Below are 25,115 nucleotides of genomic sequence, written 5' to 3'. Positions count from 1 at the left end.
GGCACACTGTGTTATCTTTGCGGCCATACGACCGCAACCCACATGTCTGCAACGCTTATTCTTAGCCTGATCATCGGCTACTTTGCTATCCTCATCCTCATCTCTTTACTCACCGGCAAGAGCACCGACTCCGATACCTTTTTCCTGGCCAACCGGAAATCGCCCTGGTATGTGGTGGCATTCGGGATGATCGGCGCTACTTTGTCGGGCGTTACTTTTGTTTCGGTGCCGGGTATGGTGCGCGACCTGCAGTTTTCCTACATGCAATTGGTGCTGGGCTACCTGGCCGGTTACATGGTGATCGCTACGGTGCTGCTGCCACTTTATTATCGCCTCAACCTGGTTTCGATCTATACCTACCTGGAGCAGCGTTTTGGTTTCTGGTCCTACAAAACGGGGGCAGCCTTTTTCCTGCTTTCCCGCACGTTGGGCTCTGCCATCCGCCTGTTTTTGGTGGCCAGCGTGCTGCAACTGGCCGTGTTCGATGCCATGGGCATTCCATTTTCGGTAACAGTGGGCATTACCATCCTGCTCATCTGGGCTTATACCTTCCGGGGCGGCATGAAAACCATCATCTGGACCGATACCTTCCAGACCACGGCCATGCTGCTGGCGGTGGGCATCAGCATTTGGGTGGTTTCAGATGAATTGACCTTAAGCTTTCAAGGGATGGTCGAGACGATATCTGCCAGCGATTATGCCGGTGTTTTCAACTGGGATTTTAAAGACAACAAGTATTTTCTGAAGCAATTCTTCGCAGGCGCTTTTATCACCATCGTGATGACCGGACTGGATCAGGATATGATGCAGAAGAACCTGAGCTGCCGCAACATTGGCGAGGCACAGAAAAACATGTTCTGGTTCAGTGTGATCTTGGTAGTGGTCAATGTCATGTTTTTGTCGCTGGGGGCGTTGCTATACCTGTACGCCTCCTCCAAAGGCATCGCCCTGCCGGAGCGCGGCGATGATGTGTTTCCTTTCCTGGCCTTGAACCACTTTCCGGCTATAGTCGGCATTGCTTTCATCCTGGGCATTATCGCCATCGCCTATGCCTCCGCCGACTCCGCCCTGACCTCGCTTACGACCTCCTTCTGCGTAGACTTTCTCAACTTTAAGGAAAGAAGCGAGCACGAGCGGGTGCGCTTGCGGTACATCGTGCACATTGGCTTCTCGGTCCTGATGGCACTTGTCATCCTGGCTGTGGATGCCCTCAACAGCCAAAGCCTGATCGCGACCGTGTTGCAGGTGGCCGGCTATACCTACGGGCCGCTGCTGGGGCTCTATACCTTCGGCCTGTATACCCGCCGTGTCGTGCGCGATAGGTATGTACCGGCCATTTGTATCGTGGCCCCGCTCCTCACCTACCTCATCAGCGCCAACTCCGCTGCCTGGTTCTACGGTTACCAATTCGGTTTTGAGGTATTGATTTTGAACGGACTTCTGACTTTTGTGGGGCTTTATGCTATATCGGCCAAAAAGACAGCGTTGGAATTAGAAGAGCGCAGCAAGTAGGTATAGGCCGTGCCTATACAGACCCTGCCCAGAACAAGCAGCAATTTAGCTATTCAACAAGTAACCTATCCACCTCAACTGATCCTGACAAAGAAACAGCACCCTTTACGGCTAAATCCATTACTTTACTTACCTTTGTAAGATTTTTCGGGGCGATGGCATCATTCGGCAGCTTTGGCTGTTGTACCTCCAGAAACCCCATTGCCGCTACAGGCTTTGCCAAGCCAGGCGGCTAAACGTATTCTACTAAGTATTTTTTCATTAATGGCAAAACGCGGATTCGGGCAAGACGACAGCACGCAGGAGCAAGAAGGCAGGAAGAAGATCAGCAAAGAGAGCTTTCGACGCGGCATCAGGATTTTCAGCTACGTACTACCCTACAAATTCAAGTTCCTGATAGGCCTCGGTTTTCTGGTGCTCTCCAGCCTTACCTTCATGATCTTCCCATACCTGGTGGGCAAGCTTTTCAATGAGGCCGAAAACGAGATGATCAACATGTATGCCCTGGGCTTGCTGGCAGTGATCTTGTTTCAGGGTATCTTCTCCTTTTTCAGGGTTTACTTTTTTGCCCAGGTCAGCGAGAACGCGGTAGCCAACATTCGTCGCGACCTTTACAGCAAATTTGTGCAGTTGCCAATCTCCTTCTACGAAAAAAGACGCGTAGGCGAAATTACAAGCCGCATTACCACGGATGTAGCACAGGTGCAGGATGCCATGTCCATCACACTGGCCGAGCTATTCCGACAGGTAACAACCCTTATCGTCGGCGTAGCCCTTATCATGTGGATCTCCATCAAGCTGTCGCTCTTTATGCTGGCTACCTTCCCGGTGCTCGTAATACTGGCGATGATTTTCGGCCGCCGCATCAAGAAGCTCTCCAAGAAAACGCAGGACGAACTGGCGAACACGAACGTGATCGTGGAAGAAACGCTCCAGGCCATTAATACCGTGAAGGCCTTCACCAACGAGATGTTTGAGGTAGCCCGCTACCGCACCACATTGGCAAAGGCCGTACGCACTGCCATTGCCACGGCCAACTACCGGGGTGCCTTCATCACGTTCATCATCGTGGGTTTATTTGGTGGCATCATCCTGGTGATCTGGTATGGCGCGACCCTGGTGGCTAACGGCGAGATCGAGCGCGACAGCTTCGTTTCCTTTGTGCTGTATACCGTGTTTATCGGGGCTTCCGTAGGAGGCTTGGGAGACCTGTACGGCAAAATTCAGTCAGCCCTCGGGGCGACAGAACGCATTCAGGAAATACTGGCCGAGTCGGAGGAACCAACCGACAAGAGCCAGCGACCGCTGAGCGAAATCAAGCGCGTGCACGGCGACATCAGCTACAACCAGGTGGCTTTCTCCTACCCTACCCGCCCCGATATCCAGGTACTGCGCGATATCAACTTTACCATCCGTTCCGGCGAGAAGATAGCGCTTGTTGGGCCGAGTGGTGCCGGCAAGTCTACAATCGTGCAGCTGCTGCTTCGCTTCTACGATGTAAGCAACGGCAGCATTACGGTAGACGGGCAGGACATCCGGGATATGAACCTGACTGAGCTTCGCGCCAATGTGGGTATCGTGCCACAGGAAGTGCTGCTGTTCGGGGGTTCTATTCGCGAGAACATCGCGTATGGTCGACCGGAAGCAACCGAAGACGAGATCATTATGGCGGCCCGCAAAGCCAATGCCTACGACTTTATCAGTACCTTCCCCGAAGGACTGGACACGTTAGTGGGCGAGCGCGGCATTAAGCTCTCCGGTGGTCAGCGCCAGCGGGTAGCCATCGCCAGAGCCATTCTGAAGAACCCGGCTATTCTGGTGCTCGACGAAGCGACCAGCTCCCTGGACTCCGAGTCGGAGCACTTGGTGCAGCAGGCAATGGATGAGCTGATGAAGAACAGAACCACCATTGTGATCGCGCACCGCCTGGCTACGATCCGGAAGGTTGACAAAATCCTGGTGATAGATGGCGGTGAAATTATAGAGGAAGGTTCACATGAGCTGCTGTCGATGAACGAAGACGGAATTTACGCGAACCTGCTCCGGTTGCAGTTTGAGATGAGTTAACCCACGTTACTGGAAACTAAGGTATAGGCCCTGTCAGTATTGCTGGCAGGGCTTTGTTTATATTGGCTTTCTGGTAGTGGCTATACCTATAAGACCTTCGGAGTTGGTAATACCTATCACAATCGACAACCGTATATGCTGATTTATTAGTAATTTGCATAGCAGAAACCGGAAACCCCTGCCACACACGCCCTGACGCCTTTTATGCACCCAACCTGCGCTTTCGCCCGAGCTGTTTTCCTTTGTGTATCGCTTCTACTCACGAGATTTGCGTCCTTTGCCCAAAACTATCGTGACTCTTTTACAGCCAAAAATGCCTTTTATGCAGAGCTCGGCGGCAACGGAGATGTTTACTCTCTGAACTATGATCGTGTGGTGTATCAGAAAGTGATGTTTAAGGCTGGATTTCGAGTAGGCGTTAGCAGCAATCTGTTTTTTTTGGAAAACGAAACAGGCGTATACCCGGTTATACCGATAGAGGCATTGGGCATGATCGGGCGCTATCAGAAACACTTTGAGTTCGGCTTGGGCTATACCCGCCGCTTCACAAATGAGCCCGATCTGTTACAAAACATGTACTTTAGCCGTATAGGTTTCCGGTACCAAGATCCAAGCGGTGGACTTGTGGTCAGAGTGGGCTTCACGCCTTTCCTGTCCACGGAAATAAACCAAAAAACGCCCGGTCCGGCGATTATACCCCGTTTTGGGTTGAGTGTGGGTCATAGCTTTTAGTCTGTCGAAATTAGCCGGCCGCACTAATCATCAAACAAGCTAACTGTATATTTTTCAGTAATTTTATAGCATCATCTATCAATCATATTAAATATAAAACCATGAGAAAATCATTATTCAGCCTTATGCTTTCGGCCGCCCTGCTTTGCGGAACAGCGGTAACAGTGCAGGCACAGCAACAAGGCATTGCCATGCCGGCTGCCAGCCCGATTTCGACCGTCACCCAGAAAGTAGGCCTCGGCGAAGTGACCGTAACGTACTCCCGCCCTTCTGTAAAGGGTCGTTCTGTGTTCGGCGGTGATATCGTGCCTCACGGCAAGCTTTGGCGCACCGGCGCTAATGCCTCTACCAAAATCAAATTCAGCGAGGACGTAACCATACAAGGCAACAAGATCCCTGCCGGCGAATATGCGCTCTATACCATCCCGAACCAGAACGAATGGACGATCGTGATTCACAAAAACACCAAGCATTGGGGTGATGGCGGACAGGCGTACAAGCAGGAAGAAGATCAGGCCCGCTTCACAGTAAAGCCACAGACCAACCCAAGAGCGGTAGAGAGCTTCACCATCAACTTCGCCAACCTGAAGCCAAACGCTGCGGACCTGGAGATCATGTGGGACAAGACCATTGCCAGCTTCACTATCGAGTCGGATGTGGACAGCAAAGTAATGGCCCAGATTCAGGAGCGTGTCGTAAATGGCAAGGACGTGCCGGCCGGTTTGTACGCTTCGGCTGCAACCTACTACTACGACAACGACAAGGACATGAAGCAGGCATTGGAGTGGATCAAAAAAGCCAACGCCAACGAACCTAAGTTCTGGTACCTGCACACCCAAGCCAAGATCCAGGCCAAGATGAAAGACTACAAAGGCGCCGTGAAAACCGCCGAGCAGTCAATGGCCATGGCCAAAAAGGAAAACAATGACGACTATGTGCGTATGAACGAAAAGGCCATAGCGGAATGGAAGAAAATGAAGTAGGCTATACCTGCTCATTTTAATACAGAAAGCCTCTGCTCTGCCAGGGGCTTTCTTTTTCATTCGTATTCAAACAAATTTCATTGAACCTGTACCTTGGCTCTTGAATTTTGCAAAAGCTTACCAAGCCGGGAGCCTAAGTTCCAAAGTCTTGTGTATAAAGTCTGAATACCTATGTCCTTTTACTTAACCGATAAACCTATACCTGTTGGAAGAATACGAAGATAAACGGCACTCAGAAGACCACCTGGGCCCGGCCCGCGAGTACTGGTGGAACGATGACTACCTGGAGTTGCTGGCGCAGCGCCTTAACCTGGAATATTGCCAGTCGCTGGTTGATATTGGCTGCGGCAAAGGCATGATGGGTTTTAAGTTCTCCAAATACCTGCCAGCCGGCGCCAAAGTGTACGGCGTCGATTTCGAGTCCGAATACATTGATGAAGCCAAGCAGAAGGCGCAGAGCATCTATTTGCACAACCCGATCGACTACGATTTCAGGGTGGGCAACGCTTCGGATATACCTTTGCCCGACAACTTGGCTGACATCACGCTTTGCCAGACCCTGCTGATACACGTAAAAGACCCGCAGCGTGTGATTCAGGAAATGATCCGGATCACGAAACCCGGCGGCTGGGTGGTGGCACTGGAGCCGAATAACCTGGTGCCGAACCTCATGTTCGACCGGTATGGCGAGACCGATTTCGATGTAGAAAGCACGCTGGAGGTGTTGGAAGTGAAGCTGCGCATCGAGAAAGGCAAGAAGCGCCTGGGCGAGGGCTTTAACTCGCTGGGCGATGTGGTACCCGACCTGTTTGTGAAGGCCGGTCTGCGCGATACCAAGGTATGGATCTCCGACAAGGCCCTCTCCATTATTCCGCCATACGACTCCGACGAAACGCTGCTGCGCGTGGAGCAGATGATCAACTGGATCGAGTCGGAGGCCATGGGTTACCAGTACCAGGACAACCTGAACTACTTTATGGCAGGCGGCGGCGACAAAGATAAATTCGACGCCTATTGGCAGAAGCTACTCTACAACAAGTTCAACCTGAAGCAGCGCCTGCTCAATGGCGAGTACATCTCCGCTGGCGGCAGCCTCATCTACATTGTGGCCGGTCGCAAACCAAGACCTTCGGAGCTGGGGTAGGCAAGTGCTTACCTAAGCCGCTTGCTTCCCTTTATCCATTTGGTTGAGCGCAAATTGAATGAGCAGACCAAAGACGATCACCGCCACACAGCCGATCACGTTGAACCACAGGAAGGCAATATCGGTGTAGAAGTGGCAGTACAGCACGATCGCCTCGGCTATAAGCGCCGCAAAGAAAACGGCATTGCCCTTGATATACTTGAAATAGAAAGCCACCAGGAAAATGCCTAAAATAGTGCCGTAGAAGATGGAGCCGATGATGTTTACAGCCTGGATCAGGTTATCGAGCAGGGAGGCATAGGTGGCAAAGATGATGGCTATACCTCCCCAGATCGCCGTGAACGTTTTGGAGGCTTTCACATAATGCATATTCGAAGCATCCGGTTTCACAGACCTTCGATAAATATCGATCACCGAAGTGGATGCCAGGGCATTGAGTTCAGAAGCCGTAGAGGACATGGCCGCCGAAAAGATAACCGCCAGCAGCAAGCCCACTAACCCGGCGGGCAGGTACTTCATCACGAAAGAGATAAACACGTAGTCTGTGTCTTTGGTCTCGGCGTCAGGGGTAGCCTTGGCGATGAGGGATTTCACCTCTGTTCTCAGCTCTTTGGACGCATCGGTTATACCTTGCACCTTCGACTGTGCCGCCGAAATAGCCGCTTCATCTTCCGTTCGTAAAGCTGACACCAACCCCTGCACTGCTTCCTGTTTCTGATTGAAAAGCGCCGTGTGCTGCGACTCCAGCGCCTCCATTTCGGGGGCAAACTCAGTGGCGTATACCTTGGTTTTGGCGGCCTCATTAAAGAAGAGCGGTGGCTGGTTGAACTGGTAGAACACAAATACCATCACCCCAATGAAGAGGATGAGAAACTGCATCGGAATCTTGAGCAGGCCGTTGAAAAGCAGCCCCAGGCGGCTCTCGCCTACCGAACGCCCACCCAGGTAACGGGCTACCTGGCTTTGATCGGTACCGAAGTAGGAAAGTGCCAGAAACAAACCACCCGTCATACCCGACCAGAAATTATACCGGTCGTTCCAGTCGAAGGAAAAGTCCACCACGTTCATTTTACCCATCTTACCAGCCACTGCCACGGCATCACCAAAAGACACGTTATCGGGCAGGTAGCGCACTACCATAAAACCCGCCACCAGCATACCACCCATCATCACGGCCATCTGCTGCTTCTGCGTTACGCTCACCGCCTTGGTCCCCCCCGATACGGTATAGATGATTACCAGTACCCCGATGAACAGGTTAGTTGCCGTCAGATTCCAGCCCAGGATGGTAGACAGGATAATGGCCGGGGCATAGATGGTGATGCCTGCCGCCAGTCCGCGCTGCACCAAAAAGAGAAAAGCAGCCAGGGAACGGGTTTTAAGGTCGAAGCGGCTTTCGAGGTATTCATAGGCCGTGTATACCTTGAGTCGGTAGAAGATCGGGATGACCGTGACCGAAATGATGACCATGGCGATCGGAAGGCCGAAGTAGAACTGCACAAAACGCATACCGTCCTCATAGGCCTGCCCCGGCGTGGACAAAAAGGTAATGGCGCTGGCTTGCGTCGCCATAATGGATAGGCCGATGGTCCACCATTTCATACTATTGTCGCCTCTTAGGTAGCCCTCAATGTCTTTGCTGCCGCGGGTTTTCCAGACGCCATAGCTCACAATGAAGCCCAATGTGCCCAGCAACACAACCCAGTCTAATAGTCTCATGCGTAAATTTTGGTGATGATGTAAAAGAGTGTGATCAGGAAAGCCAGGTTGCCCAGCACCAGCCAATACATCCCTTTCCAGGACTTAAAGAAAGGCGGCTTGTCAATTCCTGCGGGTTTGTTTGCGTCGGTTTCTTTCATGTTTTAGCTTTTGACGAAGGACTTACTTATTAACTTTTTTTGCCCTCTGTCACGAGTTGTTTTGTCATGCACGTGTGTGACTGTATGCTATGCGATAACCTACTTCACAGCACTTTCATCGCTATTGCCCTGTGCCCCTGTTTTGCTACCCAGCGAGATCATATTCGTAAAAATGCGGTAGGCACCCGGCACGCCTGCCGGCAGCTGCCTGAACCAAGAGTAGCCAGTATACACAAAGTGCCCTTTGCCATACCTGGCAATCAGCAAACCACCGTCACGGGCCGGCTCATTGGGATCATTGCTGGAAAGGATCGCCTCAAACTCGTTGCCCCATTCATTCGGGAAGTAAAGCCCGCGCTCCTGTACCCAGCCTTCAAAGTCTTTTTTGGTGATCTTGTTTGGCGCATTTAACACCTGATGGTTCGGCTTTAGAAAACGCACTTCGGCATCCTCTACCGTCACACGCTGGCTCGATATCTTCAATGGATAAGGAGCAATGTTGGGGATCTGCAGGCTGTGCCCCGTATTGTATTGCACGATCAGGGTACCACCGTTTTGCACATAGTCCATCAGGTGAGGCTGATAAAAGCGCATACGCTCCACTGTGTTGTAAGCCCTTACTCCCAGAATAATCGCGTCGAAACGCTGTAGGTTCTGCGCTGTGATGTCCTCATCTTTCAGCAGCGTGACCTGGTAACCGATCTGCTGCAGACTAGAGGGTATGTCGTCTCCGGCGCCCATCAGGTAAGCGACTTTCTCACCATTGCGCTTCAGGTCGAGGCGCACGGCTTTGGCCACCGCCTCCGGGAAAGTGGTCTGTGTCGGGATGTGGCTGTACTGGATCACGTTAAGTCCGCGGGTATAGGCCTGGCCATCTACCGTAGCCACCGCTTTTAGCTCCACCTCCTGCTGTCCGCGTGGTGGGTGCACCAGGAAGCGCAGCAGTTGCTCCTCTCCGTTTTGATTCAGGTCAAATGATGCCTGTGCCGGCTCCGTGCGCCAGCCTTTGGGCAGTTCGAGGCTAACCTTTCCTTTCATGTTGGCTTTGCCGGATTTCACCAGCACATGCACCGGTTTTGGCTCCTGTGAGGCAAACATGAGGACTTTTTCGGCGATGTTCACAAAAACCGGCGGGGTGATGGCCAATGGCCTGTACTGTTCTCCTTCTACCGGATCGGTGCGCTTATAAACCACGGGCATGGTATAGCTAAACGGCTCGCCGCTGATCAGCAAATCGAATTGCACACTGGCAGCCGGCTCATTCTCGGGCAAACCGATTTCCAGCGGATCAGCCACTTGGAACAGGCCCAGTGTGCCTTCCTTTCGCAGCCAGTACGGTTGCGAGATCGGCGCTATGGCCGGCACCTGTAGTTTGGCAGGTATACGGTGCGGCTGGTTTTCGGCGAGTGTCAGGCTAAGGGTGCTGTCTTTTTTGGCGAAGCTGTGGCGAATGCGCTGCAATTGCACAGGTATAGCCGAGCGGTTGATCGCCTCTAGCTGCAGGGTAAGTTGCTCCCCTGGTGTCACGGCAAAATCTGAGGCAACCGCTTCCAGGTATAGCCCGAGGCTATGCTTCACGACTTTTTCGATTTCCTCTGTCTTTATTTTCTTCCAATGGCTATCGGGTAGCTTGGCCAGTTCGCGGCGGGCGGCCAGCAATGTGGGCACAATGGCCGCCGGGTTCTGTGGTTTGAATTCCGCCACCGCCTGCTGCAGCAAGCCAGCTACTTTTTCGCTGCCTTTCACGCGGCTCCAAGTCGTATTTATACCTTCGAATAATTCCTTTTTGGCCCGTTCGCCTTTGGTGTGTTCCAGGTACTCAATGGCTGTGCCACGTGAACCACTGGCGCCGAAGCCCTGGCTTTTGTGCATACTACGGCTCAGGGCAGCAATCTCCGGGTAAGATTTACCTAGCAGGGGGTTATACCCGCCCACATCTACCTTCAGCAATTGAGCGCCATGGTCTTCAAACTCTTTCTGGCTGCGGAAAGACCATATACCCGTATTCCACAGCACCCTTTTTGCCTGCCATACCTCCACATACTTGAGTTGCTCCGGGAAACGCTTCGGATCGGCGGCCGCCTCAAAAGCCTCGTTAGCCAGCATGGCGGAGGCCGTGTGGTGACCGTGTGTTTCGGAAGGTTTTGGTGAGAACCGGGTGATAATGACATCGGGACGAAACTTGCGGATGGCCCATACCACGTCGCGCAAGACCTGCTCCTTGCCCCAGGTGGCGAAGGTCTCTTCCGGATTTTTGGAAAAGCCGAAGTCGTTGGCACGGGTAAAAAACTGCTTGCCGCCATCCATTCGGCGCGCCTGCAGTAGCTCCTGCGTCCGTATAATCCCCAGTCCCTCGCGAATCTCCGGACCGATCAGGTTTTGGCCGCCATCGCCCCGCGTCACCGACAGGTAGCCCGTATTGTAAAGCTTCTCGTTGGCCAGGTAGGCAATAAAGCGCGTGTTTTCATCATCGGGATGGGCGGCCACGTAGAGTGCCGTGCCCAGCACCTGCAGTTTTTTCAGGTCCTGCAGCAGCTCTGCGGCACCTGGCTTGGCAGGAGCCTGCGCCAAAAGGGAGCACTGCCCAATCCAAAAAATAAACAGAAACGTTAGTATCAGCGAGCGGTTGTTCTTCATGTCGTAAGGTATCGGATATTAAATGCCCCAAGGTATGGCGCTCCATTTTGTAAAGCTATGAAATTTGGATGAGTGATAACAGCCGTCCAGCACAGGCTCGGACAGAAAGTTATCTAATATCGACAAACAGCTATATTTTTTCGCCAGTTGCACTTAACCATGGCCAAACTGACATGCTATACCTTATACCTATTTATCAGTTGTAATCTGAGAAGCAAGCTCTTGCCCAATTCAATATTGATATAAACACAAAGGATAAAAAAATAATCAAATTACTTAGGATAATATTTCCTAACTAATATATTTGTAAACGATTTAGAAATTTTTGAAATATACCCGACCTTGGTCAGATAAGTGATTACTATTCGGCCATCAACTATGATTACAGAAACACTGACCTGTTTTAGATTTATAGTACTACGTGCCACCAAAAACACTTACACACATGCCAGGCCAAGGGGAAAACACGATGGATGATCATGCGTTTGATTATCTTGGTTCATATTACGCCAAGCGCAAGAAAAATTCAGGTCTGTTGATCAATAGGCTCGAGCAAACCCGCAAAGGAGCATGGGTAGATGGTCTTTTTGCCTACAGAAGCGAAGACAACACCTTTTTTGCCGCCTCGCTCAGCACCAGGCAATCCGGCAAACTGGCCGCCCTCCTTAGTCATTACAAAAGAAAAGGCCTTGGCCACTCCCGCTTCGTGACCTCCGTGCTGCTGCTGGCCGCTACGGCAGGCATAGGCTATTACCTCAACCTTTGGCTGATACTTTGGGTGATGCCGCTTTTTGTGGCTGTTGCAGGTTTTGTGGTGCATTCCGCACTGGAGAAACGGCGCTTGCAGCGGCAGATGCTGAAGTCGGTGGATGAGTTGAAGGACTTTCCGGCTGACGAGCAATGGCTCTGCATTGAGGTGAGCAGCCTGAGCTGGCGCCATAACTCCCTGGCAGAGAAATTATCCGCGCTTTGCGAACGCCGTGGCATTGGCCTGATCACCATCGGCAAAAGGGCCCGCATTACTTTGCACCAGGAGCCTCGTGCCGTAAAGTGCCGTCGGGACGATTTCCTATCATACTATGTCGCTGAGGCAGCTATTCGCAAAACGCTGACAGACCAGTTCATGCGGGTAGCTTAACACCATAGCCCAGCCTGCGTAAAAGATCGTGTCTAACCGCCTGCACCAACCAGGTTTTCTTACACGAACCAACACCATGAAAAGATATTTTAGCCTACTGCCAATTTTAGCCCTTCTATTGTCTGCCTGCCAGGCGCAGGATACACACCAGATCCCGAATACACTGCCTGACGTGCACGGCTACATCACCAGCCTCAAAAAAACCAACTCCAAGAAAAAAGCCGGCGTAGCGGAGGTGCTGGTCGAATCGATAGAAGGCGTAGAGACCAACCACGCCAGAGCCAGCCTGCGCATTGACGGCTCAACCTACATCGAAAGCCTGGACGGCAGTATCATCCCACTGGATCAGCTCCGGGAAGGGCAGATGGTGGAAGCCTGGTTTGACACCCCGGTGATGGAAACTTTTCCGGTGCAGGCGCACGCCTCGGCTATCAGGGTAAGCAACTAGGGGGTATGGCAGCGGATCAGGGAGAAAGCTATACCTGGCATAAGGTGTTTGAGAGCGCCGCCGCCGCCAAAGAACAGGTGCCCCCACGCAAACTGAAGCTGTTGGTCCTGGAGGGCCGCAGCATCTGCTTCGCCCACACGGCTGCCGGATTCTTTGCCCTCGACGACGCCTGCCCTCATCTCGGCTATTCGCTTAGCAAAGGCACTACCAATTTCTTGAATGAGGTGATTTGCCCCTGGCACAGTTACCGGTTCAGCCTGACCGATGGCCGGGAGTGCGAGTTCCGCACCCGGAAGGCGGTGCTTCACAAGGTGGAAATCAGGGAGGATGGGGTTTATGTGGGCGTCCTGCAGCCAGCGGCTTAATCCGAAGCGTTGGCCATTCTTCACCCTTGAAAACTGGTTGCTGGCTAAAATAAGGCCTTTGGCTTGTTAAAAAGTGGGCAAATTGCTTACATTGCCTTTTGCAACCAACCGTGTTCAGGCAGTATGGCATCCAAAACCATCCATATCGAGAAACCAATTCAGCTTCGGCACATGATGGGCGATGTATACGTCACGATACAGCAAAAGGAGGATTACATCGAAGCCCTCTGGTCGGGCCATATTACGGCCGACGACGTGGTGAGCGCTGCACTAGCCTATTTGGAATTGGTTCGTCGAACTGGCTGCCCCAAACTACTCAACGACAAGTCGGCTATCACCGGCGATTGGGACGAAGCCAACGACTGGCTCCAGTTTGAGTGGCTACCCAAGGTTATGGCGGCCGGCCTTCGCTACATGGCCCACGTTTATTCACAGAACATGTTCAGCAGGCTTGCCGCACGGGAGCTGCAGGAGCGTATATCCCCTAAGTTTTGCATGAGCAACTTTCAGGAGCGTCAAGCAGCCGAGCGCTGGTTAGCCAGTCAAGACCATACCGGCGCTGCCGGCATGCAGGCTGCCAGGGCTTAGCGCTATTTGGCTGCAACTGCATGGGGGGCAACGGCAGTGATCACGACGGTGTCGAGCAGCACATGCATTACGGGCTCTTCTACCTCACTCAAGACTACGGGATTGGAGGCGGGAACCTCTGAAACCGGGGCTTTTGTGTCGTTTTTAAGAGCAAGACCAAAACAAGATACGGTGGCGGCGATTACGAATAATACTTTCATGGCTTTAAGAATTAGTTGTTTTACAATTGATTACTGTGACAAAGTTATTATATAGTACTTTGTATTGCAAGGTACTGTTTCGACTACTACTATCCTATTATACCAACTACCGTCTTTTGTCCGTGAACTGCCCCATATACCGGATGAATGGCCCTCCTTATTTTCCGAAAAAAACCTATATAAACCAGGTATAGTTATGTATGCATACCACTATGAATGATTAGCCTGCTTATTGGTATCACATTGCCTTTAAAGCAGAAAATAGATTTAACTTTGCCCTCCGCTGCCGGTTGGGTTGGTTAAAACAGTGCCATCGTTTTTTGAAACCAAGCCAGCGGTCAGTGCCAGTACTCATTTAGTTGAACAATATGCAGGAAATAGAAGAAGTGCGGGAGGTGAACGAGCCGCAGACTGACTCCGGATTCAAGCGAGAGATCACGCTTTTTGACGCCATCATGATTGTAACGGGCGGCATGATCGGCTCAGGTATATTCATTGTGACCGCCGATATCTCGCGGGCTGTGGTTTCGCCGGGCAACATGTTGCTGGTGTGGGTGCTCTCGGGCTTCCTGACTATGGTAGGGGCCATCAGTTACGGAGAGCTGTCCTCTATGTTCCCGAAGGTGGGCGGGCAGTATGTATACCTGAAAGAGGCCTACAACAAAATGGTGGCCTTCCTGTATGGCTGGACGCTCTTCCTGGTTATCCAAACCGGTGTGATTGCGGCCGTGGCCGTAGCTTTTGCCCGATTCACAGGGGTGCTTATACCTTGGTTCGGGGAGGATAACGTCCTGCTTTCCATCTTTAGCTTCCGGTTCACCTCGGTGCAGCTGCTGGCTATTCTGAGCATTGTGTTCCTGACCTACATCAACTCACGGGGCGTGAAGAGCGGCAAGCTGATCCAGAATATCTTTGGCAGCACCAAACTCATCGCCCTGTTCGGCCTGATTATCTTCGGCCTGCTTTTCGGCATCAACGATACCGCCGTGCAGGCCAACTTCTCTGATTTTTGGGGTTCCTCAGCCGCCGCCGCTGGTGGCAGCGAAGCCCCTCCCGTAGGCATGGCCTTGATCACCGCCATCGGCATTGCCATGGTGGGCGCCCTGTTCTCGGCTGACTCCTGGAACAACATCGGCTTCTCTGGCGATGAGATCGTGAACCCCAAGCGAACCATTGTACTTAGTATGGTGATCGGCAGCGCGATCGTGATGGGCCTATACCTTGTCATCAACCTGGTATACCTGCTGGTACTGCCCCTCCACGGCGACCCAAATGCCACCGATGTGATGGCACAAGGCATAAAGTACGCCTCCAACGACCGTGTGGCGACCGCAGTGGCCGAGGTAATTGGCGGCTATCCGGCTACAATAGGCATCGCCATCCTGATCATGATCTCAACTTTCGGGTGCAACAACGGAGCTATTCTTTCGGGGGCCAGGGTATATTATGCCATTGCCAAGGACGGCCTGTTTTTCCGAAGGATGGGGAGCCTGAATAAAAACGGTGTACCGGCCGCAGCCCTTTGGCTGCAGTGCGCCTGGGCCTGCCTGCTCTGTCTCTCGGGCACTTACAACGACCTGCTGGACTACGTGATCTTTGCCGTCATGCTCTTTTATATCCTCACGATCATCGGGGTGTTTGTGCTGCGCGTGAAACGTCCCGACCTGAAACGTCCTTATAAAGCCTTTGGCTATCCCATATTGCCAGCGCTTTATGTCATATTGGCTTCCGGAATTTGCATCATCCTGCTCCTGTACAAACCAGCCTATACCTGGCCAGGTCTTATCATCGTGGCGCTGGGTATACCGGTTTTCTATTTCTTTGGCAGCAAGTTCCGGGAAGAGTCGGGTATGTAAAGCCATCGGAAGTTTAACTCCTATATGAGCACAGTTTATTTTATCAGCGGTTTGGGCGCAGATGAGCGCATGTTTCAGTTTCTGCACATCAATTGCCGAAACAAGGTATACGTGCGCTGGATTCAGCCCAGGGACGAGGAGCCTTTGCACGAATATGCGCTGCGGTTGGCCGAGCAGATCACGGAGCCAAATCCGGTGCTGGTAGGGATGTCGTTTGGCGGTGTGGTAGCCATTGAGTTGGCCAGATTGCTGCACCCACGCAAGACCATCCTGATCTCGAGCATCGCCAGCAGCAAGATCCTGCCCTGGTATTACCGGCTGATGGGTTTTCTTCGACTGCACCGCATTATACCTGTGCCATTGCTCAAGCGGTTTCATTTTGTAGGTCCGCTGCTTTTTGGCGCAAAAACCAAAGCAGAGAAAGCCCTGCTCAAGCAGGTGATTCTCGAAACCGACCCGCATTTCCTCCGCTGGGCCGTGGGGCAGTTGCTTAACTGGCATCAACCTGACCATTACGAGCATGCCGTCATGATTCATGGCACCGCTGACCGCATACTGCCCATGGGCACCTACCCGGGTATCATCAAAATAAAAAGAGCGGGGCACCTCATGGTATTGAGCCACGCTTCGGAGATAAGTGCTATCTTGAATCAGATTTTAGAAGATTGCGACACATGACAGATAAAAAGAAATTCATCATCACGACCCCAGACGGCAGAACGGCTGACCTGACGCACGCCACCACCCTGAAGAGCAACAACCTCTACCCTTTCGGAAGGCATAACTATTCTATCTACGAATCGCCGGAGGGTGTTTTTGTGCGCGGCTACAACAGCGGCGAACGGGAGATCATGCTGACCGGTTTTGAGATCATCGACGAGGCCACGGCCCGCGGTTACCAGCACGTTTATTCCCGCGAGGACGACTAGCGATGGAGCTCAGCTTCTGGGAAAAGGAAACCTGGTTCAGCGATGTGGATGTGCTCATTGTGGGCAGCGGCATTGTGGGCCTGAATGCGGCCCTGCACCTGAAGACCAGGCAGCCAAGCCTGAAAGTCATGGTGGCGGAACGAGGCCTGTTGCCTACGGGCGCCAGCACCCGCAATGCCGGGTTCGCCTGCTTCGGGAGCCCTTCTGAGCTTCTTGACGACCTGAGCCATCACAGCGAGTCCGATGTGTTTGCCTTGGTAGAGCGCCGCTGGAAAGGCTTGCAGCGCCTGCGCCAGAATCTGGGTGACGAAGCCATCGACTTCCACCGCTGGGGAGGCTATGAGTTGTTTGAGGAACGCCATTCTGAGCTCTATGCACAGTGCCTGGAACAGTTGCCATACCTGAATCGCCAGCTGCAACAGGTAACCGGGGAGCAGAGCGTGTTCCGGTTGGCTGACCATAAAATAAGTAACTTTGGTTTCCGGCATGTGCCCCATCTCATCGAAAGCACCGCCGAAGGCCAGATCGACACAGGCAAGATGATTCTGGCTTTGACACAAAAAGTGCAGGCGATGGGTGTGCTGTTGCTCCACGGCCTCGAAGTAGAAAGCCTGCAGGAGGAAAACCAAGGTATAACCGCCCTCACCAACCAAGGTATAGCCATACCCGCCCGCGCCGCTTTGGTAGCCACTAACGGCTTTGCCCGGCAACTGCTCCCGCAACTGCAGATAATGCCGGCAAGGGCACAAGTGCTTATCACCAAACCTATACCTGGTCTTCGCATCAAAGGCACTTTCCACTACGATCAGGGCTATTACTATTTCCGAAACATCGGCGACAGGGTACTGTTCGGAGGTGGCCGCAACCTGGATTTCAAAACAGAGGAAACGACCGAGTTAGGTCTAACGGAACTGGTGCAGCACAGGCTGGATGAACTCCTGAAGGAAGTCATTTTACCGGACACCCCTTATGAAGTAGCGCAGCGTTGGAGCGGTATCATGGGTGTAGGACCTGAGAAAACCACGCTAGTACAAGCCGTATCGGAGCATGTGTGCTGCGCCGTGCGCATGGGCGGCATGGGTGTGGCTATCGGTTCGCTGGTAGGTGAAGAAGGGGCTGATTTGGTGCTTCAGAAATTATAATGCCCTGTCAGGTATAAATGCGGGCATAAATTTTAAAGTTTTAATCGATCCAGTTGATCAACAAAAAAGGTAAACCTTATATGGGTTTACCTTTTTCATTTGCTGTTCTTCCTACGAACTACACGCCTATCCATTGTTTCGTAGAGTTATTTTTAGTCATGATCAAGGGGTTGAAGGCTTCTTTCTCGGCCTTAAAAAATGCCTGGTACTCTTCTTCGCTCATTTCCTCGCGAAGGGCAATGTGGAACTTAGCCAGTTCGGGGTACAGTTGATTGCGCTCCTGGCGTTCCTGGGGACTGTCTCGGTTAAAATCGTAAAAGGATTTTACAAGATTTTTCATAAGTAATTATTTGATTTAAAGTGAGTTGGAAAACTATCTTACTCCCAGGCCTGCCAATAAGTTGTCTATATTTAAATGCAATTTTCCACAATCGCCCCTCTTTGTCCTAAATCAAAGAATTTCGGCTACAAGATTTAAAATAAAAAAAGGCTCAGCCAAACAGCTGAGCCTTTCAAGTTAATTATCAACCGGTTACCGGATCATCTGCAAAAAAATGGGCATAAAAACGGCTATCAGAACCGCTGTCTGGCTGTCGGCTAGCGTCTTGAAGTAAAGTCCGGTGGCTACCAACAGCAGTTTGGTTAGCTCCGGCACTTCGCTATGGAGGGCAATCGTGCCCTTTGTTCCACTGAAACTACCCTGATCGAACCTCACGACCGGATTGCCCTGCTCATCCACTAAGGTCCTGCTGCTGGAAAAGGTCTTGCATTCCAGCTTATACCTTTCGCCCGACACCAGGTTAATGTAAGTTTTGCCGAAAGCGGACGTTTCCGCGTTTCCGACCTCTTCCCCATTGAACCGAATCGTGACTTCCTGCTGAAACCAGCCTTTGTTCCGGAAAGTAAGGTTTATGCGCTCGGAGCTGAAATCGGCATCGTAGCTCGACCAGCCTTTAAAATCCAGCTTGCCAATCGGCCCGTTAGGGGCGCTGATCGAGTATTTGCGGCCGGTCCACCCGTTCTGTTTCCAGTTTAGTGTCTCCATGCTGCTTATTTCAGACCAAGTACGTTTACTCCCTGCTCAAATACCACATCCACTGGTATGTTCTTCTGGCTCAGGCGGTCCAGGTCAGCCTGCAGTTCGGCGCTGATCTGCCCCTGCTCGTTCAGCAACTTGCCTACACCGGCATAGTCGCCGTTGCCCTGTAGCGTAAGGATTAGCTCCGACAGCTTGTCCATCGCCTGGCCCATTTTTACATAGTTTACGCGGTACTTGCCCGTTTGAGGATCACGCTCGAAGGCGCCGTTCTCTTTAAAGAAATTGAAGCGCACCATATTGGCCTTGCCGTGCGCACTGGCCGCGCCGAAACGCACCGATCGGAAAATACCCGCCATGAAGGTAGTGTAGTAGTCCTCCAGGCTGCCGCTTACTTCGCCCTTTTTGTGCAGCTGCGTGATCATGTACAGTCCCAGGATATCGGCTTTGCCTTCTTCGAGGGCGGAGCCATGTTCTTTCAGGGCTTCCCGTACCGTGCCTTTGCCATTGATGGTGTTTTTTATACCCAAACCGTGCGCTACTTCGTGGAACATGGTGTTGGCGAAGAAGGCGTCGAAAGTGATGTGTTTTTTCTGATCGTCTGCAATCAGTTCATCCGCAATCGGCAGCATGATCTTGTCGAACTTGGCCCGCATGGCGTTTTTGAGCTGCAGTCGGCGCGTTCCTTTCTTCAGTTGCACTTCCTCGTCGTTTGGAAGGTTGATGGCGATGGTCTTGCTGCCTGCGTTGCAGTCACCCGCGTAGTATACCACGTCGTAGGCGTTGAGGTCAGAGTCCGTGCCCGGGGTTTCTTTCTTGTAGTTAGCCGCCACCGGAAGGCCGCGCTGCAGCTCCGGCAGGAAGGCCGCATACTTCTCCAGGCGCTTGCTCCAGTCCATGTCCTTGATGAGCACATAGGCTTCGTGGGCCGCTTTGTAGCCAAACAGTTTGTCCTCGTAGGTTTCGATCGGACCGATCACCACATCGATGCGGTTGTTCTTCATGTCCATCCAGGCCAGGTCGCTTGGCTGGTAGTTGTCTGTAAGCAGCGCATCGGCACGCAGGGTCAGGTATTTCTTCAGGCCCGGCTCTTCGGCCAGAGCAGCTGCTTGGCGCAGCAGGTCTGAAGCACGCTTCACTTCATCTTTGAACTGCACATGGTAAGGCACCGTGATCAACTGGCCATTGGCATCGCGACGCAGGAAGGTATACTGGCTGGCTTTGTCTTTCAGAGATGATTTCTCAAACTCCTCCTTGGTCATGTCATGCGGATAGAAGTTAGCCGCGTCCGGCTTCGGGCCAACGCCCGGTATAAATGGCTCATTGTTGTTCAGGCGGTCCCAGGGGCCATAGTTGATTTTCACGAACTGCTTGGCGGCATCGTCTGTCAGGGCGTTCAGCAGTGAGTCTCTTTTACCGTAGGCCTCGTACCAGAACAACTTGTCCATAATGTCACCCGCCTCGATCAGCAACGGGATCATCTGGCGCTCTTTTTCGCTCAGGCCGCTCATGTCAGCCGTCAGGCGGACAGAAGTATACATCCCCAGCTTTTGCTGCAGGTCGATAGCCGTAGCGTCAGTTTGCACAGTCTCGGCGTTTTGCGCTTCGTTGGTGGTGCTACCGGTGCAGGCAGCTGTCATGGCGGCCACGGAAGCGGCCAGTATCAGGTGGCGTGATTTCATATTGGTAAGGGTTTAGTTTTATTTTTTCAGAATGGAAGATAAGAAATTTTGCCAAGATCTTAGCTAAGCTGCTCCTTTGCCATTGCCTTGGCTATACCTTCCAGCACCTGTTGCGCCAGGTATAGCTTCTCCTCCTGCGTCAATTGCTGCAGTTGCTCCGGCCGTCCTGTCGCCTTTAGCTGCACACCGCCCAAGTAGGCTTCGGAAGCGATAAACTCGGAAACTGAGCGCAGGGATGGCAGTTTTTTTTGCAGCGAGTCAAACTGATAGAAAGGCAGTCTGCTCATCGCCTTCCGGATCACGTGCTGCCCTAGCTCCGGCAGCAGGTAAAGCCTGGATTCCGCTTTTGCAATCGGTACCGCTGACGTGCCAAAAACTGGGCTGGACTGGGTATAGCCGGTATGAAAACGCACTTCATATACATGTTCCAATATAGTCCTCGGCAGCCCGGTCAGATCCTCTCGCCTATGCCGTTGCACTTTGCTTACTGTGCCTCTGGCTCCCGAAACGTTACGCTTTTCTCCCTCCTCTGGCGTCATCCCGATCTCTTCCAAAGCCACATGCAGCTCCTGCACATAGCGCGGGTTGTAGGCGCTGTGGTAGTAAAGCTCCTCACATACCCGGAGTTCATGCGTGGGCTTTTCGTCAAACTTGCGCTTGTCCAGCGGCTGACTCGCTTCCAAGCGGAACGGACAGTAGCGGGCCCCGCGGCCGATCAGTTGCGCCTCCGACATGGTGGTTTTCCCCGGCTTGCCATTTTTAGCATCGCGGGTGTCGTAAAGGCGCACTATATCGAAAAGGTTGAGCACGTCCCAGCCTTCATTGAGTTTATCCACCGCGAAGACGGCCCGGTAGGCGTTCTGTTCGTCTTCCAGCGAATTGATGGCCAGTTGCTTCTGCTCACTCTCCTCTTTACTATTCACTGAGATTAATTTATCCTCAGAAAAATCGTCCTGCAGCTCTGCCAGCAGGTTTTCCAGCAGGATTCCTTCCTGCTCGAAGTACCGGAAAGCCTGATACAGGGTATGGCTGCCGTCATCTCCGAACAGCAGTTGCTGATCGCCTGCCTGCTGGGCCGCATTTCGTTTTAACTGCTCCAACCGTCCCTTCTTCAGCGACTTTATACCTTGCACAAACTCACCGAAGAAGGCATGGCTGTCCTTGATGGTCTTGGATTTGAAGAGCAGCACCGGCTTGATGGGCTTCCTATACCTCTCGAACAGCTTGCGCCGGTACTGGCTCAGCACCACGGCTTGCAAAGCCCTTTCGAAGGCAGGCAGGTCAGCCTGCAGCACTTTTACTTCTTTGGAGTAGCCGTCTTTTCGGAATTGCCGGAGTGGATAGTCAAAAAGCAGTTTCTGGCTGTACTTGCGGGCAATCTCGGGGTGCGCCAGATCGGCCGTTGCCGTAAACTCCAGCAGCAGGTTGTCGGGGTGTGCCTGGAAAATACGATTGACCGTGCCTTCCCAGGAAATCGCCTCCTCTTTTTCCTCCGCATTCAGTTCGCTGCCTTTCTTAGTCTCAGCGTTGATGTGGTGCGCTTCGTCGGACAGCAGTACCAGCTTTTGTTCCTCAAAGTCATCGAAGGTCAGGCTGTTCTCGCGTGGGGTGTTCAACCGGCTGTGCAGTCCCTGTATGGTCGAAAAAACGATGTTGATGTCCTCTGGGCTGGCTTCCTGAAAGTTCTCTACCTCCCTGATTCGCACCCTTTTTCCTGCCAGGGAAATACTGTCGGCAAAAAGGTATTTAGACGAAGCCCGGTTCAGGAAATTCTCGCGGGTTTTTTCGATGATGTTGGAGCTGTTCACAAAGAACAGGAAGTTGCGGTAGCCCCGCTCGTACAGGTATAGCAGCAGCCCGGCCATCACCAGCGTTTTGCCGCTGCCCGTTGCCATGTGAAACAGTAGCTGCATAGGCTGTGACTTCTCCGGAAATTCATGCAGAATCCAGGCAAACCGCCCTAGTGCTTCTTGTTGGTAAGGCCGTGCGCTGTATCGCAGGTTTTGGTATAAAGTGGCTGGTACCTGGTCTTTGTAAAAACCGGCGTTCTGCCTTGCTCCTATCTCGTCTAATTGCTGGTGTAAGGGTTGTTTCATTGACAACACTCTCTGTTAATTTTGCGGAACCACCAGGCGAAAGCCCCCCGGCTGGTTTCCCAAACTGTTTCTTTGGCTATACCTTTCGAGGACAACTCATCCACCCGGATCACCTTGATCTTATCCTCGTTCGGCGTACCGGGCTTGCTGTAGTTCACCAGGTATAGCGTGGCTTTCAGGTCTTTGGCAACGCGGTACAGACTGATGAACTTCTGGCGGTTTTTGTGCCAGTACTTGCTGGGGTGTGAGGTATGGGGCGTTACTTTGGCTTGTTTCTGGTCGCAGAGCAGAAACTCAAAAATGATGTAGCCTTTTTCGGGGTGCAACTGCAACCTGTCGAAGTTGATGGCGCAGGTAGGCTCTCCCTGCAGCAACTCTTTCACAAAGGCAAATCCACTTTCATCGTCGTGCCCCAGGGGTTTGCTGTTCGGCATAGGCAGCTGTTTTTTGTTGATAGAACGTTTCGTTCAGCTGCCTGTCTTCCTCTTTCACCCCAAAGTCTGCGTCATTCATTTCAGTGAGATTGATATACAGCTGGTTGCTATCCAGCAGCGAGTACAGCACCTGCCGCTTCACTTGCGGCTGCAATTGGCTAAACTCTTCTGCATGAGACGTTAACAATTCTGCATCTACTGAATAATGCAGAAAAGGGTTCCTTCTCAGCTCTTCCAGCAAACTATCCAGTGCTGTATCCCGCGCTGCTTCAATCCGCTCCACCCACTGCTGGTTGAGTTTGGCCAGTTCGGCATACACAAAACTGCCGCCTCCTTTCCAGCCCACTTCCGGCGATATCCCTTTTTTATCGCCTTTGATCACGTCCTGCAGGCGGTTGGTGGCGTCCAGTTGCCCGTAGTGCATTTGCTCGATACCGATGTACTGTCGCTTTAGTTTGTGCGCCACCGCTGCCGTAGAGCCGCTTCCCAGGAAAAAATCCAGTACCAGATCGCCCTCTGCTGTCAGCCATTCAATTGCCCGGCGCAGGATCTCCTCGTTCTTCTCGTGCTCAAACTTGGTGATGCGCCCTGCCACACTCAGGTCCATCCAGTTCTCGGAGAGCAGTACCTGCAGGCGTGGCGGAATGTAATGCTCTGGCTTGCCTGTCTTGCTGAGCCGGATAAGTTCAAAATCGCCGGTATCGTTAATGTCGTGTTCGCTCAGGTATAGCGGGTAGTAAGTATCGATGAGGTCGTCGGTAATATCAGTTTTTTCCCCTTCGAGCAGGCGGATGTAGTCGCTTAACTTCTGAAAGTTCGCTACAGCCCGCTCAGAACGGTTGCGTTCCCAGCGCCACTGGCCTGTTTCGGGTGCTATACCTAGCAACTCGTAGCGCATGGTGGGCCGGTCGGTGCCGCGCCAATGGTTGTTCCAGGCACTGGCCGTCGCCCCTTTCAGCTCCTTGAACAGGTTGGGCAGTTTCACCTCTGCCCGTTTGGAGTAAAGCAGGATGGTATCGAAGCCGGCGTTGAGTTTCTGAATCTGGTCGAACTGCAGTTGCAGGCTCTTGGTGCCTTTTTTGACAATGATGGAATTGCGGTAGTTCTCCCGCCCGAACACCTCGTCGCACAGCACTTTCAGGTAACTCTCCTCGTTGTTGTCGATCTGCAGCAGGATACAACCATCCGGTCGCAGTAGCTCTTTAGCCACCTCCAGCCGGTTTTTCATGAAAGTGAGCCAGGTGGAGTGGTTGAAGGTGTCGTTATATTTAAAGCTGTCGTTTCCGGTATTGTAGGGGGGGTCGATGTAAATAAGCTTGACCTTGCCGGCATAAACTGGCCGCAAACTATGCAGCGCCAGCAGGTTGTTACCCCTGATGATCAGGTTATCCGGTGAAGCTAGCTCACCGACAGGCTTTTTTCCCTTAGCGGTATACCGGGTAAAATTGGTCAGCACTTTTGGGGCCAGTAACCGGTCTATTTCGTCCGGCGCCACGGTAGCATTCCAGAACACTTCTTTCTGGCTGCGGTTCTCCTTGGTCTGGTTGCCTTCCAGCACGCAGTCTTTATAGGGCCAGGCCAGCACCACCTCCTGCGAGGATGCCAGGTTTTCCCCATTTGCGTGAAGTCCCAGTTTATTTTTAAAGGAGGTATAGCTGTCCGGCAGGAAAGAGCGGCTATTCACAAACTGCTGAAACTTAATCTTATCGAATACCAGCAGGCCGTCCACTTCCTGAAAAAACTGCCGCCGTATACCTGCGTGCGATAAAAGCAGGCGCAACAGCGAAGCGTCTAGCTGCAACGCCAGTTCCACTACTTTGTTCTTCAGCAGTCTGCCCGCTGCCACCAAACGCTCGTCCTGCTGCAAGACATCTGTCAGCTCCTGCAACAGATTCTGGGTTTTGGTTTGCTTCTGCGTTGTCTCACTCATGTTATCCTGATCTATATCTATACCTGCTGAACTATTCCACTATCTCATCTTTCTAGCACAGAGCGTGGACGCCTTATCCTGTCCCATAATTTTAGGGAGTAGGCCTTAATTTGTTGAAACTGTCCTCTTGAGGGGACCACAGGGGTGTCTATACCTGCTGAGTTGTGCTGCCAAAATTTTACACCCCTATAATCCCCTCAAGGAAATAATCATACTACGATTCGACCTTAAAGAGCCGAAACTGAAAACGATATGGGACAAGGCGCGAGCGTAGACGCTCGCGCCATATACTGACTACTCGCCACGTTCCTAAATTATACCTAATCACCTAAAATAA

General features: G+C 52.3%; 24 protein-coding genes. 13 read left to right on the top strand and 11 right to left on the bottom strand.

Annotated elements, in window-relative coordinates:
* Positions 1-42: 42 nt before the first annotated feature.
* Positions 43-1,512: a sodium:solute symporter gene (locus H9Q13_RS07020; RefSeq protein ID WP_191183051.1), complete on the top strand. Its 1,470-nt coding sequence runs from the start codon at positions 43-45 to the stop codon at positions 1,510-1,512.
* Between the two features lie 49 nt (positions 1,513-1,561).
* Here H9Q13_RS07020 and H9Q13_RS07015 read toward each other — a convergent pair whose 3' ends face one another.
* Positions 1,562-1,735 (bottom strand): hypothetical protein, encoded by a 174-nt coding sequence (locus H9Q13_RS07015; RefSeq protein WP_191183050.1) that lies wholly within the window; start codon positions 1,733-1,735, stop codon positions 1,562-1,564.
* 41 nt (positions 1,736-1,776) lie between these two features.
* On the opposite strand from H9Q13_RS07015, the gene H9Q13_RS07010 reads away from it, so the two are divergent.
* The 4 genes from H9Q13_RS07010 (at position 1,777) to H9Q13_RS06995 (ending at position 6,438) form a co-directional block, all read left to right on the top strand.
* Positions 1,777-3,579: an ABC transporter ATP-binding protein gene (locus H9Q13_RS07010; protein WP_191183049.1), complete on the top strand. Its 1,803-nt coding sequence runs from the start codon at positions 1,777-1,779 to the stop codon at positions 3,577-3,579.
* A gap of 204 nt (positions 3,580-3,783) precedes the next feature.
* Positions 3,784-4,311 carry a hypothetical protein gene (locus H9Q13_RS07005; protein ID WP_191183048.1) on the top strand — a complete coding sequence of 176 codons (528 nt, stop codon included), beginning with the start codon at positions 3,784-3,786 and terminating at the stop codon, positions 4,309-4,311.
* A gap of 101 nt (positions 4,312-4,412) precedes the next feature.
* Positions 4,413-5,294 carry a DUF2911 domain-containing protein gene (locus H9Q13_RS07000; RefSeq protein ID WP_191183047.1) on the top strand — a complete coding sequence of 294 codons (882 nt, stop codon included), beginning with the start codon at positions 4,413-4,415 and terminating at the stop codon, positions 5,292-5,294.
* Between the two features lie 205 nt (positions 5,295-5,499).
* On the top strand, positions 5,500-6,438 hold the full coding sequence (locus tag H9Q13_RS06995) for a class I SAM-dependent methyltransferase (RefSeq protein ID WP_224744130.1): 939 nt from the start codon (positions 5,500-5,502) through the stop codon (positions 6,436-6,438).
* Positions 6,439-6,450: 12 nt separating this feature from the next.
* Here the strand turns inward: H9Q13_RS06995 and H9Q13_RS06990 are convergent, their stop codons facing one another.
* The 3 genes from H9Q13_RS06990 to H9Q13_RS06980 all read right to left on the bottom strand — a co-directional run bounded on the left by H9Q13_RS06990 (position 6,451) and on the right by H9Q13_RS06980 (position 10,934).
* A complete protein-coding gene (locus tag H9Q13_RS06990; RefSeq protein ID WP_191183046.1) occupies positions 6,451-8,157 on the bottom strand; it encodes a sodium:solute symporter in 1,707 nt (568 codons plus the stop codon).
* Positions 8,154-8,297, bottom strand: coding sequence for a hypothetical protein (locus H9Q13_RS06985; RefSeq protein ID WP_191183045.1), 144 nt, complete (start codon positions 8,295-8,297; stop codon positions 8,154-8,156). Before H9Q13_RS06985 ends, H9Q13_RS06990 begins: the two co-directional genes overlap by 4 nt.
* 99 nt (positions 8,298-8,396) lie before the next feature.
* Positions 8,397-10,934: a PIG-L family deacetylase gene (locus tag H9Q13_RS06980; RefSeq protein WP_191183044.1), complete on the bottom strand. Its 2,538-nt coding sequence runs from the start codon at positions 10,932-10,934 to the stop codon at positions 8,397-8,399.
* Between the two features lie 445 nt (positions 10,935-11,379).
* Between H9Q13_RS06980 and H9Q13_RS06975 the strand changes: the two genes are divergently transcribed.
* From H9Q13_RS06975 to H9Q13_RS06960, 4 genes are all read left to right on the top strand, one after another.
* On the top strand, positions 11,380-12,072 hold the full coding sequence (locus H9Q13_RS06975; RefSeq protein ID WP_191183043.1) for a hypothetical protein: 693 nt from the start codon (positions 11,380-11,382) through the stop codon (positions 12,070-12,072).
* A gap of 76 nt (positions 12,073-12,148) precedes the next feature.
* Entirely contained in the window at positions 12,149-12,520 is a 372-nt protein-coding gene (locus H9Q13_RS06970) for a DUF3221 domain-containing protein (RefSeq protein WP_191183042.1), read from the top strand.
* A gap of 5 nt (positions 12,521-12,525) precedes the next feature.
* A complete protein-coding gene (locus H9Q13_RS06965; protein ID WP_191183041.1) occupies positions 12,526-12,885 on the top strand; it encodes a Rieske (2Fe-2S) protein in 360 nt (119 codons plus the stop codon).
* Between the two features lie 123 nt (positions 12,886-13,008).
* Positions 13,009-13,473, top strand: a complete 465-nt coding sequence (locus H9Q13_RS06960; protein WP_224744129.1) for a hypothetical protein — start codon at positions 13,009-13,011, stop codon at positions 13,471-13,473.
* Positions 13,474-13,475: 2 nt separating this feature from the next.
* On the opposite strand, the gene H9Q13_RS06955 is transcribed toward H9Q13_RS06960, so the two are convergent.
* A complete protein-coding gene (locus H9Q13_RS06955) occupies positions 13,476-13,673 on the bottom strand; it encodes a hypothetical protein (RefSeq protein ID WP_191183040.1) in 198 nt (65 codons plus the stop codon).
* Positions 13,674-14,041: 368 nt separating this feature from the next.
* On the opposite strand from H9Q13_RS06955, the gene H9Q13_RS06950 reads away from it, so the two are divergent.
* From H9Q13_RS06950 to H9Q13_RS06935, 4 genes are read left to right on the top strand one after another with little or no spacing between them, the layout of a single operon-like run.
* Positions 14,042-15,529: an APC family permease gene (locus H9Q13_RS06950; protein WP_191183039.1), complete on the top strand. Its 1,488-nt coding sequence runs from the start codon at positions 14,042-14,044 to the stop codon at positions 15,527-15,529.
* 24 nt (positions 15,530-15,553) lie between these two features.
* A complete protein-coding gene (locus H9Q13_RS06945; protein WP_191183038.1) occupies positions 15,554-16,207 on the top strand; it encodes an alpha/beta hydrolase in 654 nt (217 codons plus the stop codon).
* Positions 16,204-16,458, top strand: a complete 255-nt coding sequence (locus tag H9Q13_RS06940; RefSeq protein WP_191183037.1) for a hypothetical protein — start codon at positions 16,204-16,206, stop codon at positions 16,456-16,458. Before H9Q13_RS06945 ends, H9Q13_RS06940 begins: the two co-directional genes overlap by 4 nt.
* Before the next feature lie 2 nt (positions 16,459-16,460).
* Entirely contained in the window at positions 16,461-17,600 is a 1,140-nt protein-coding gene (locus H9Q13_RS06935; RefSeq protein WP_191183036.1) for an NAD(P)/FAD-dependent oxidoreductase, read from the top strand.
* Positions 17,601-17,718: 118 nt separating this feature from the next.
* Here H9Q13_RS06935 and H9Q13_RS06930 read toward each other — a convergent pair whose 3' ends face one another.
* From H9Q13_RS06930 to H9Q13_RS06905, 6 genes are all read right to left on the bottom strand, one after another.
* Positions 17,719-17,940 carry a hypothetical protein gene (locus H9Q13_RS06930; protein ID WP_191183035.1) on the bottom strand — a complete coding sequence of 74 codons (222 nt, stop codon included), beginning with the start codon at positions 17,938-17,940 and terminating at the stop codon, positions 17,719-17,721.
* 192 nt (positions 17,941-18,132) lie between these two features.
* Positions 18,133-18,645 (bottom strand): hypothetical protein, encoded by a 513-nt coding sequence (locus H9Q13_RS06925; protein WP_191183034.1) that lies wholly within the window; start codon positions 18,643-18,645, stop codon positions 18,133-18,135.
* Positions 18,646-18,650: 5 nt separating this feature from the next.
* Entirely contained in the window at positions 18,651-20,318 is a 1,668-nt protein-coding gene (locus H9Q13_RS06920) for a dipeptidyl-peptidase 3 family protein (protein WP_191183033.1), read from the bottom strand.
* A gap of 59 nt (positions 20,319-20,377) precedes the next feature.
* A complete protein-coding gene (locus tag H9Q13_RS06915) occupies positions 20,378-22,414 on the bottom strand; it encodes a DEAD/DEAH box helicase family protein (protein ID WP_191183032.1) in 2,037 nt (678 codons plus the stop codon).
* The gene (locus H9Q13_RS06910) at positions 22,411-22,848 is read right to left on the bottom strand and encodes a hypothetical protein (RefSeq protein WP_191183031.1); all 438 of its coding nucleotides are present in this window, start codon (positions 22,846-22,848) and stop codon (positions 22,411-22,413) included. Before H9Q13_RS06910 ends, H9Q13_RS06915 begins: the two co-directional genes overlap by 4 nt.
* Positions 22,814-24,778, bottom strand: coding sequence for a DNA methyltransferase (locus H9Q13_RS06905; RefSeq protein WP_191183030.1), 1,965 nt, complete (start codon positions 24,776-24,778; stop codon positions 22,814-22,816). Before H9Q13_RS06905 ends, H9Q13_RS06910 begins: the two co-directional genes overlap by 35 nt.
* Positions 24,779-25,115: the final 337 nt, after the last annotated feature.

Source organism: Pontibacter aquaedesilientis, assembly GCF_014773225.1.
In the GTDB taxonomy this organism is placed as follows: Bacteria; Bacteroidota; Bacteroidia; order Cytophagales; family Hymenobacteraceae; genus Pontibacter; species Pontibacter aquaedesilientis.
This window is presented reverse-complemented; position numbering and strand designations above follow the sequence as displayed.

What these genes read in the sequence shown, in the direction of transcription:
- H9Q13_RS07020 (WP_191183051.1), top strand. Translation starts at nt 43, where the DNA reads ATGTCTGCAACGCTTATTCTTAGCCTGATCATCGGCTACTTTGCTATC.
- H9Q13_RS07010 (WP_191183049.1), top strand. Translation starts at nt 1,777, where the DNA reads ATGGCAAAACGCGGATTCGGGCAAGACGACAGCACGCAGGAGCAAGAA.
- H9Q13_RS07005 (WP_191183048.1), top strand. Translation starts at nt 3,784, where the DNA reads ATGCACCCAACCTGCGCTTTCGCCCGAGCTGTTTTCCTTTGTGTATCG.
- H9Q13_RS07000 (WP_191183047.1), top strand. Translation starts at nt 4,413, where the DNA reads ATGAGAAAATCATTATTCAGCCTTATGCTTTCGGCCGCCCTGCTTTGC.
- H9Q13_RS06990 (WP_191183046.1), bottom strand. Translation starts at nt 8,157, where the DNA reads ATGAGACTATTAGACTGGGTTGTGTTGCTGGGCACATTGGGCTTCATT.
- H9Q13_RS06985 (WP_191183045.1), bottom strand. Translation starts at nt 8,297, where the DNA reads ATGAAAGAAACCGACGCAAACAAACCCGCAGGAATTGACAAGCCGCCT.
- H9Q13_RS06980 (WP_191183044.1), bottom strand. Translation starts at nt 10,934, where the DNA reads ATGAAGAACAACCGCTCGCTGATACTAACGTTTCTGTTTATTTTTTGG.
- H9Q13_RS06975 (WP_191183043.1), top strand. Translation starts at nt 11,380, where the DNA reads ATGCCAGGCCAAGGGGAAAACACGATGGATGATCATGCGTTTGATTAT.
- H9Q13_RS06970 (WP_191183042.1), top strand. Translation starts at nt 12,149, where the DNA reads ATGAAAAGATATTTTAGCCTACTGCCAATTTTAGCCCTTCTATTGTCT.
- H9Q13_RS06965 (WP_191183041.1), top strand. Translation starts at nt 12,526, where the DNA reads ATGGCAGCGGATCAGGGAGAAAGCTATACCTGGCATAAGGTGTTTGAG.
- H9Q13_RS06960 (WP_224744129.1), top strand. Translation starts at nt 13,009, where the DNA reads ATGGCATCCAAAACCATCCATATCGAGAAACCAATTCAGCTTCGGCAC.
- H9Q13_RS06955 (WP_191183040.1), bottom strand. Translation starts at nt 13,673, where the DNA reads ATGAAAGTATTATTCGTAATCGCCGCCACCGTATCTTGTTTTGGTCTT.
- H9Q13_RS06950 (WP_191183039.1), top strand. Translation starts at nt 14,042, where the DNA reads ATGCAGGAAATAGAAGAAGTGCGGGAGGTGAACGAGCCGCAGACTGAC.
- H9Q13_RS06945 (WP_191183038.1), top strand. Translation starts at nt 15,554, where the DNA reads ATGAGCACAGTTTATTTTATCAGCGGTTTGGGCGCAGATGAGCGCATG.
- H9Q13_RS06940 (WP_191183037.1), top strand. Translation starts at nt 16,204, where the DNA reads ATGACAGATAAAAAGAAATTCATCATCACGACCCCAGACGGCAGAACG.
- H9Q13_RS06935 (WP_191183036.1), top strand. Translation starts at nt 16,461, where the DNA reads ATGGAGCTCAGCTTCTGGGAAAAGGAAACCTGGTTCAGCGATGTGGAT.
- H9Q13_RS06930 (WP_191183035.1), bottom strand. Translation starts at nt 17,940, where the DNA reads ATGAAAAATCTTGTAAAATCCTTTTACGATTTTAACCGAGACAGTCCC.
- H9Q13_RS06925 (WP_191183034.1), bottom strand. Translation starts at nt 18,645, where the DNA reads ATGGAGACACTAAACTGGAAACAGAACGGGTGGACCGGCCGCAAATAC.
- H9Q13_RS06920 (WP_191183033.1), bottom strand. Translation starts at nt 20,318, where the DNA reads ATGAAATCACGCCACCTGATACTGGCCGCTTCCGTGGCCGCCATGACA.
- H9Q13_RS06915 (WP_191183032.1), bottom strand. Translation starts at nt 22,414, where the DNA reads ATGAAACAACCCTTACACCAGCAATTAGACGAGATAGGAGCAAGGCAG.
- H9Q13_RS06910 (WP_191183031.1), bottom strand. Translation starts at nt 22,848, where the DNA reads ATGCCGAACAGCAAACCCCTGGGGCACGACGATGAAAGTGGATTTGCC.
- H9Q13_RS06905 (WP_191183030.1), bottom strand. Translation starts at nt 24,778, where the DNA reads ATGAGTGAGACAACGCAGAAGCAAACCAAAACCCAGAATCTGTTGCAG.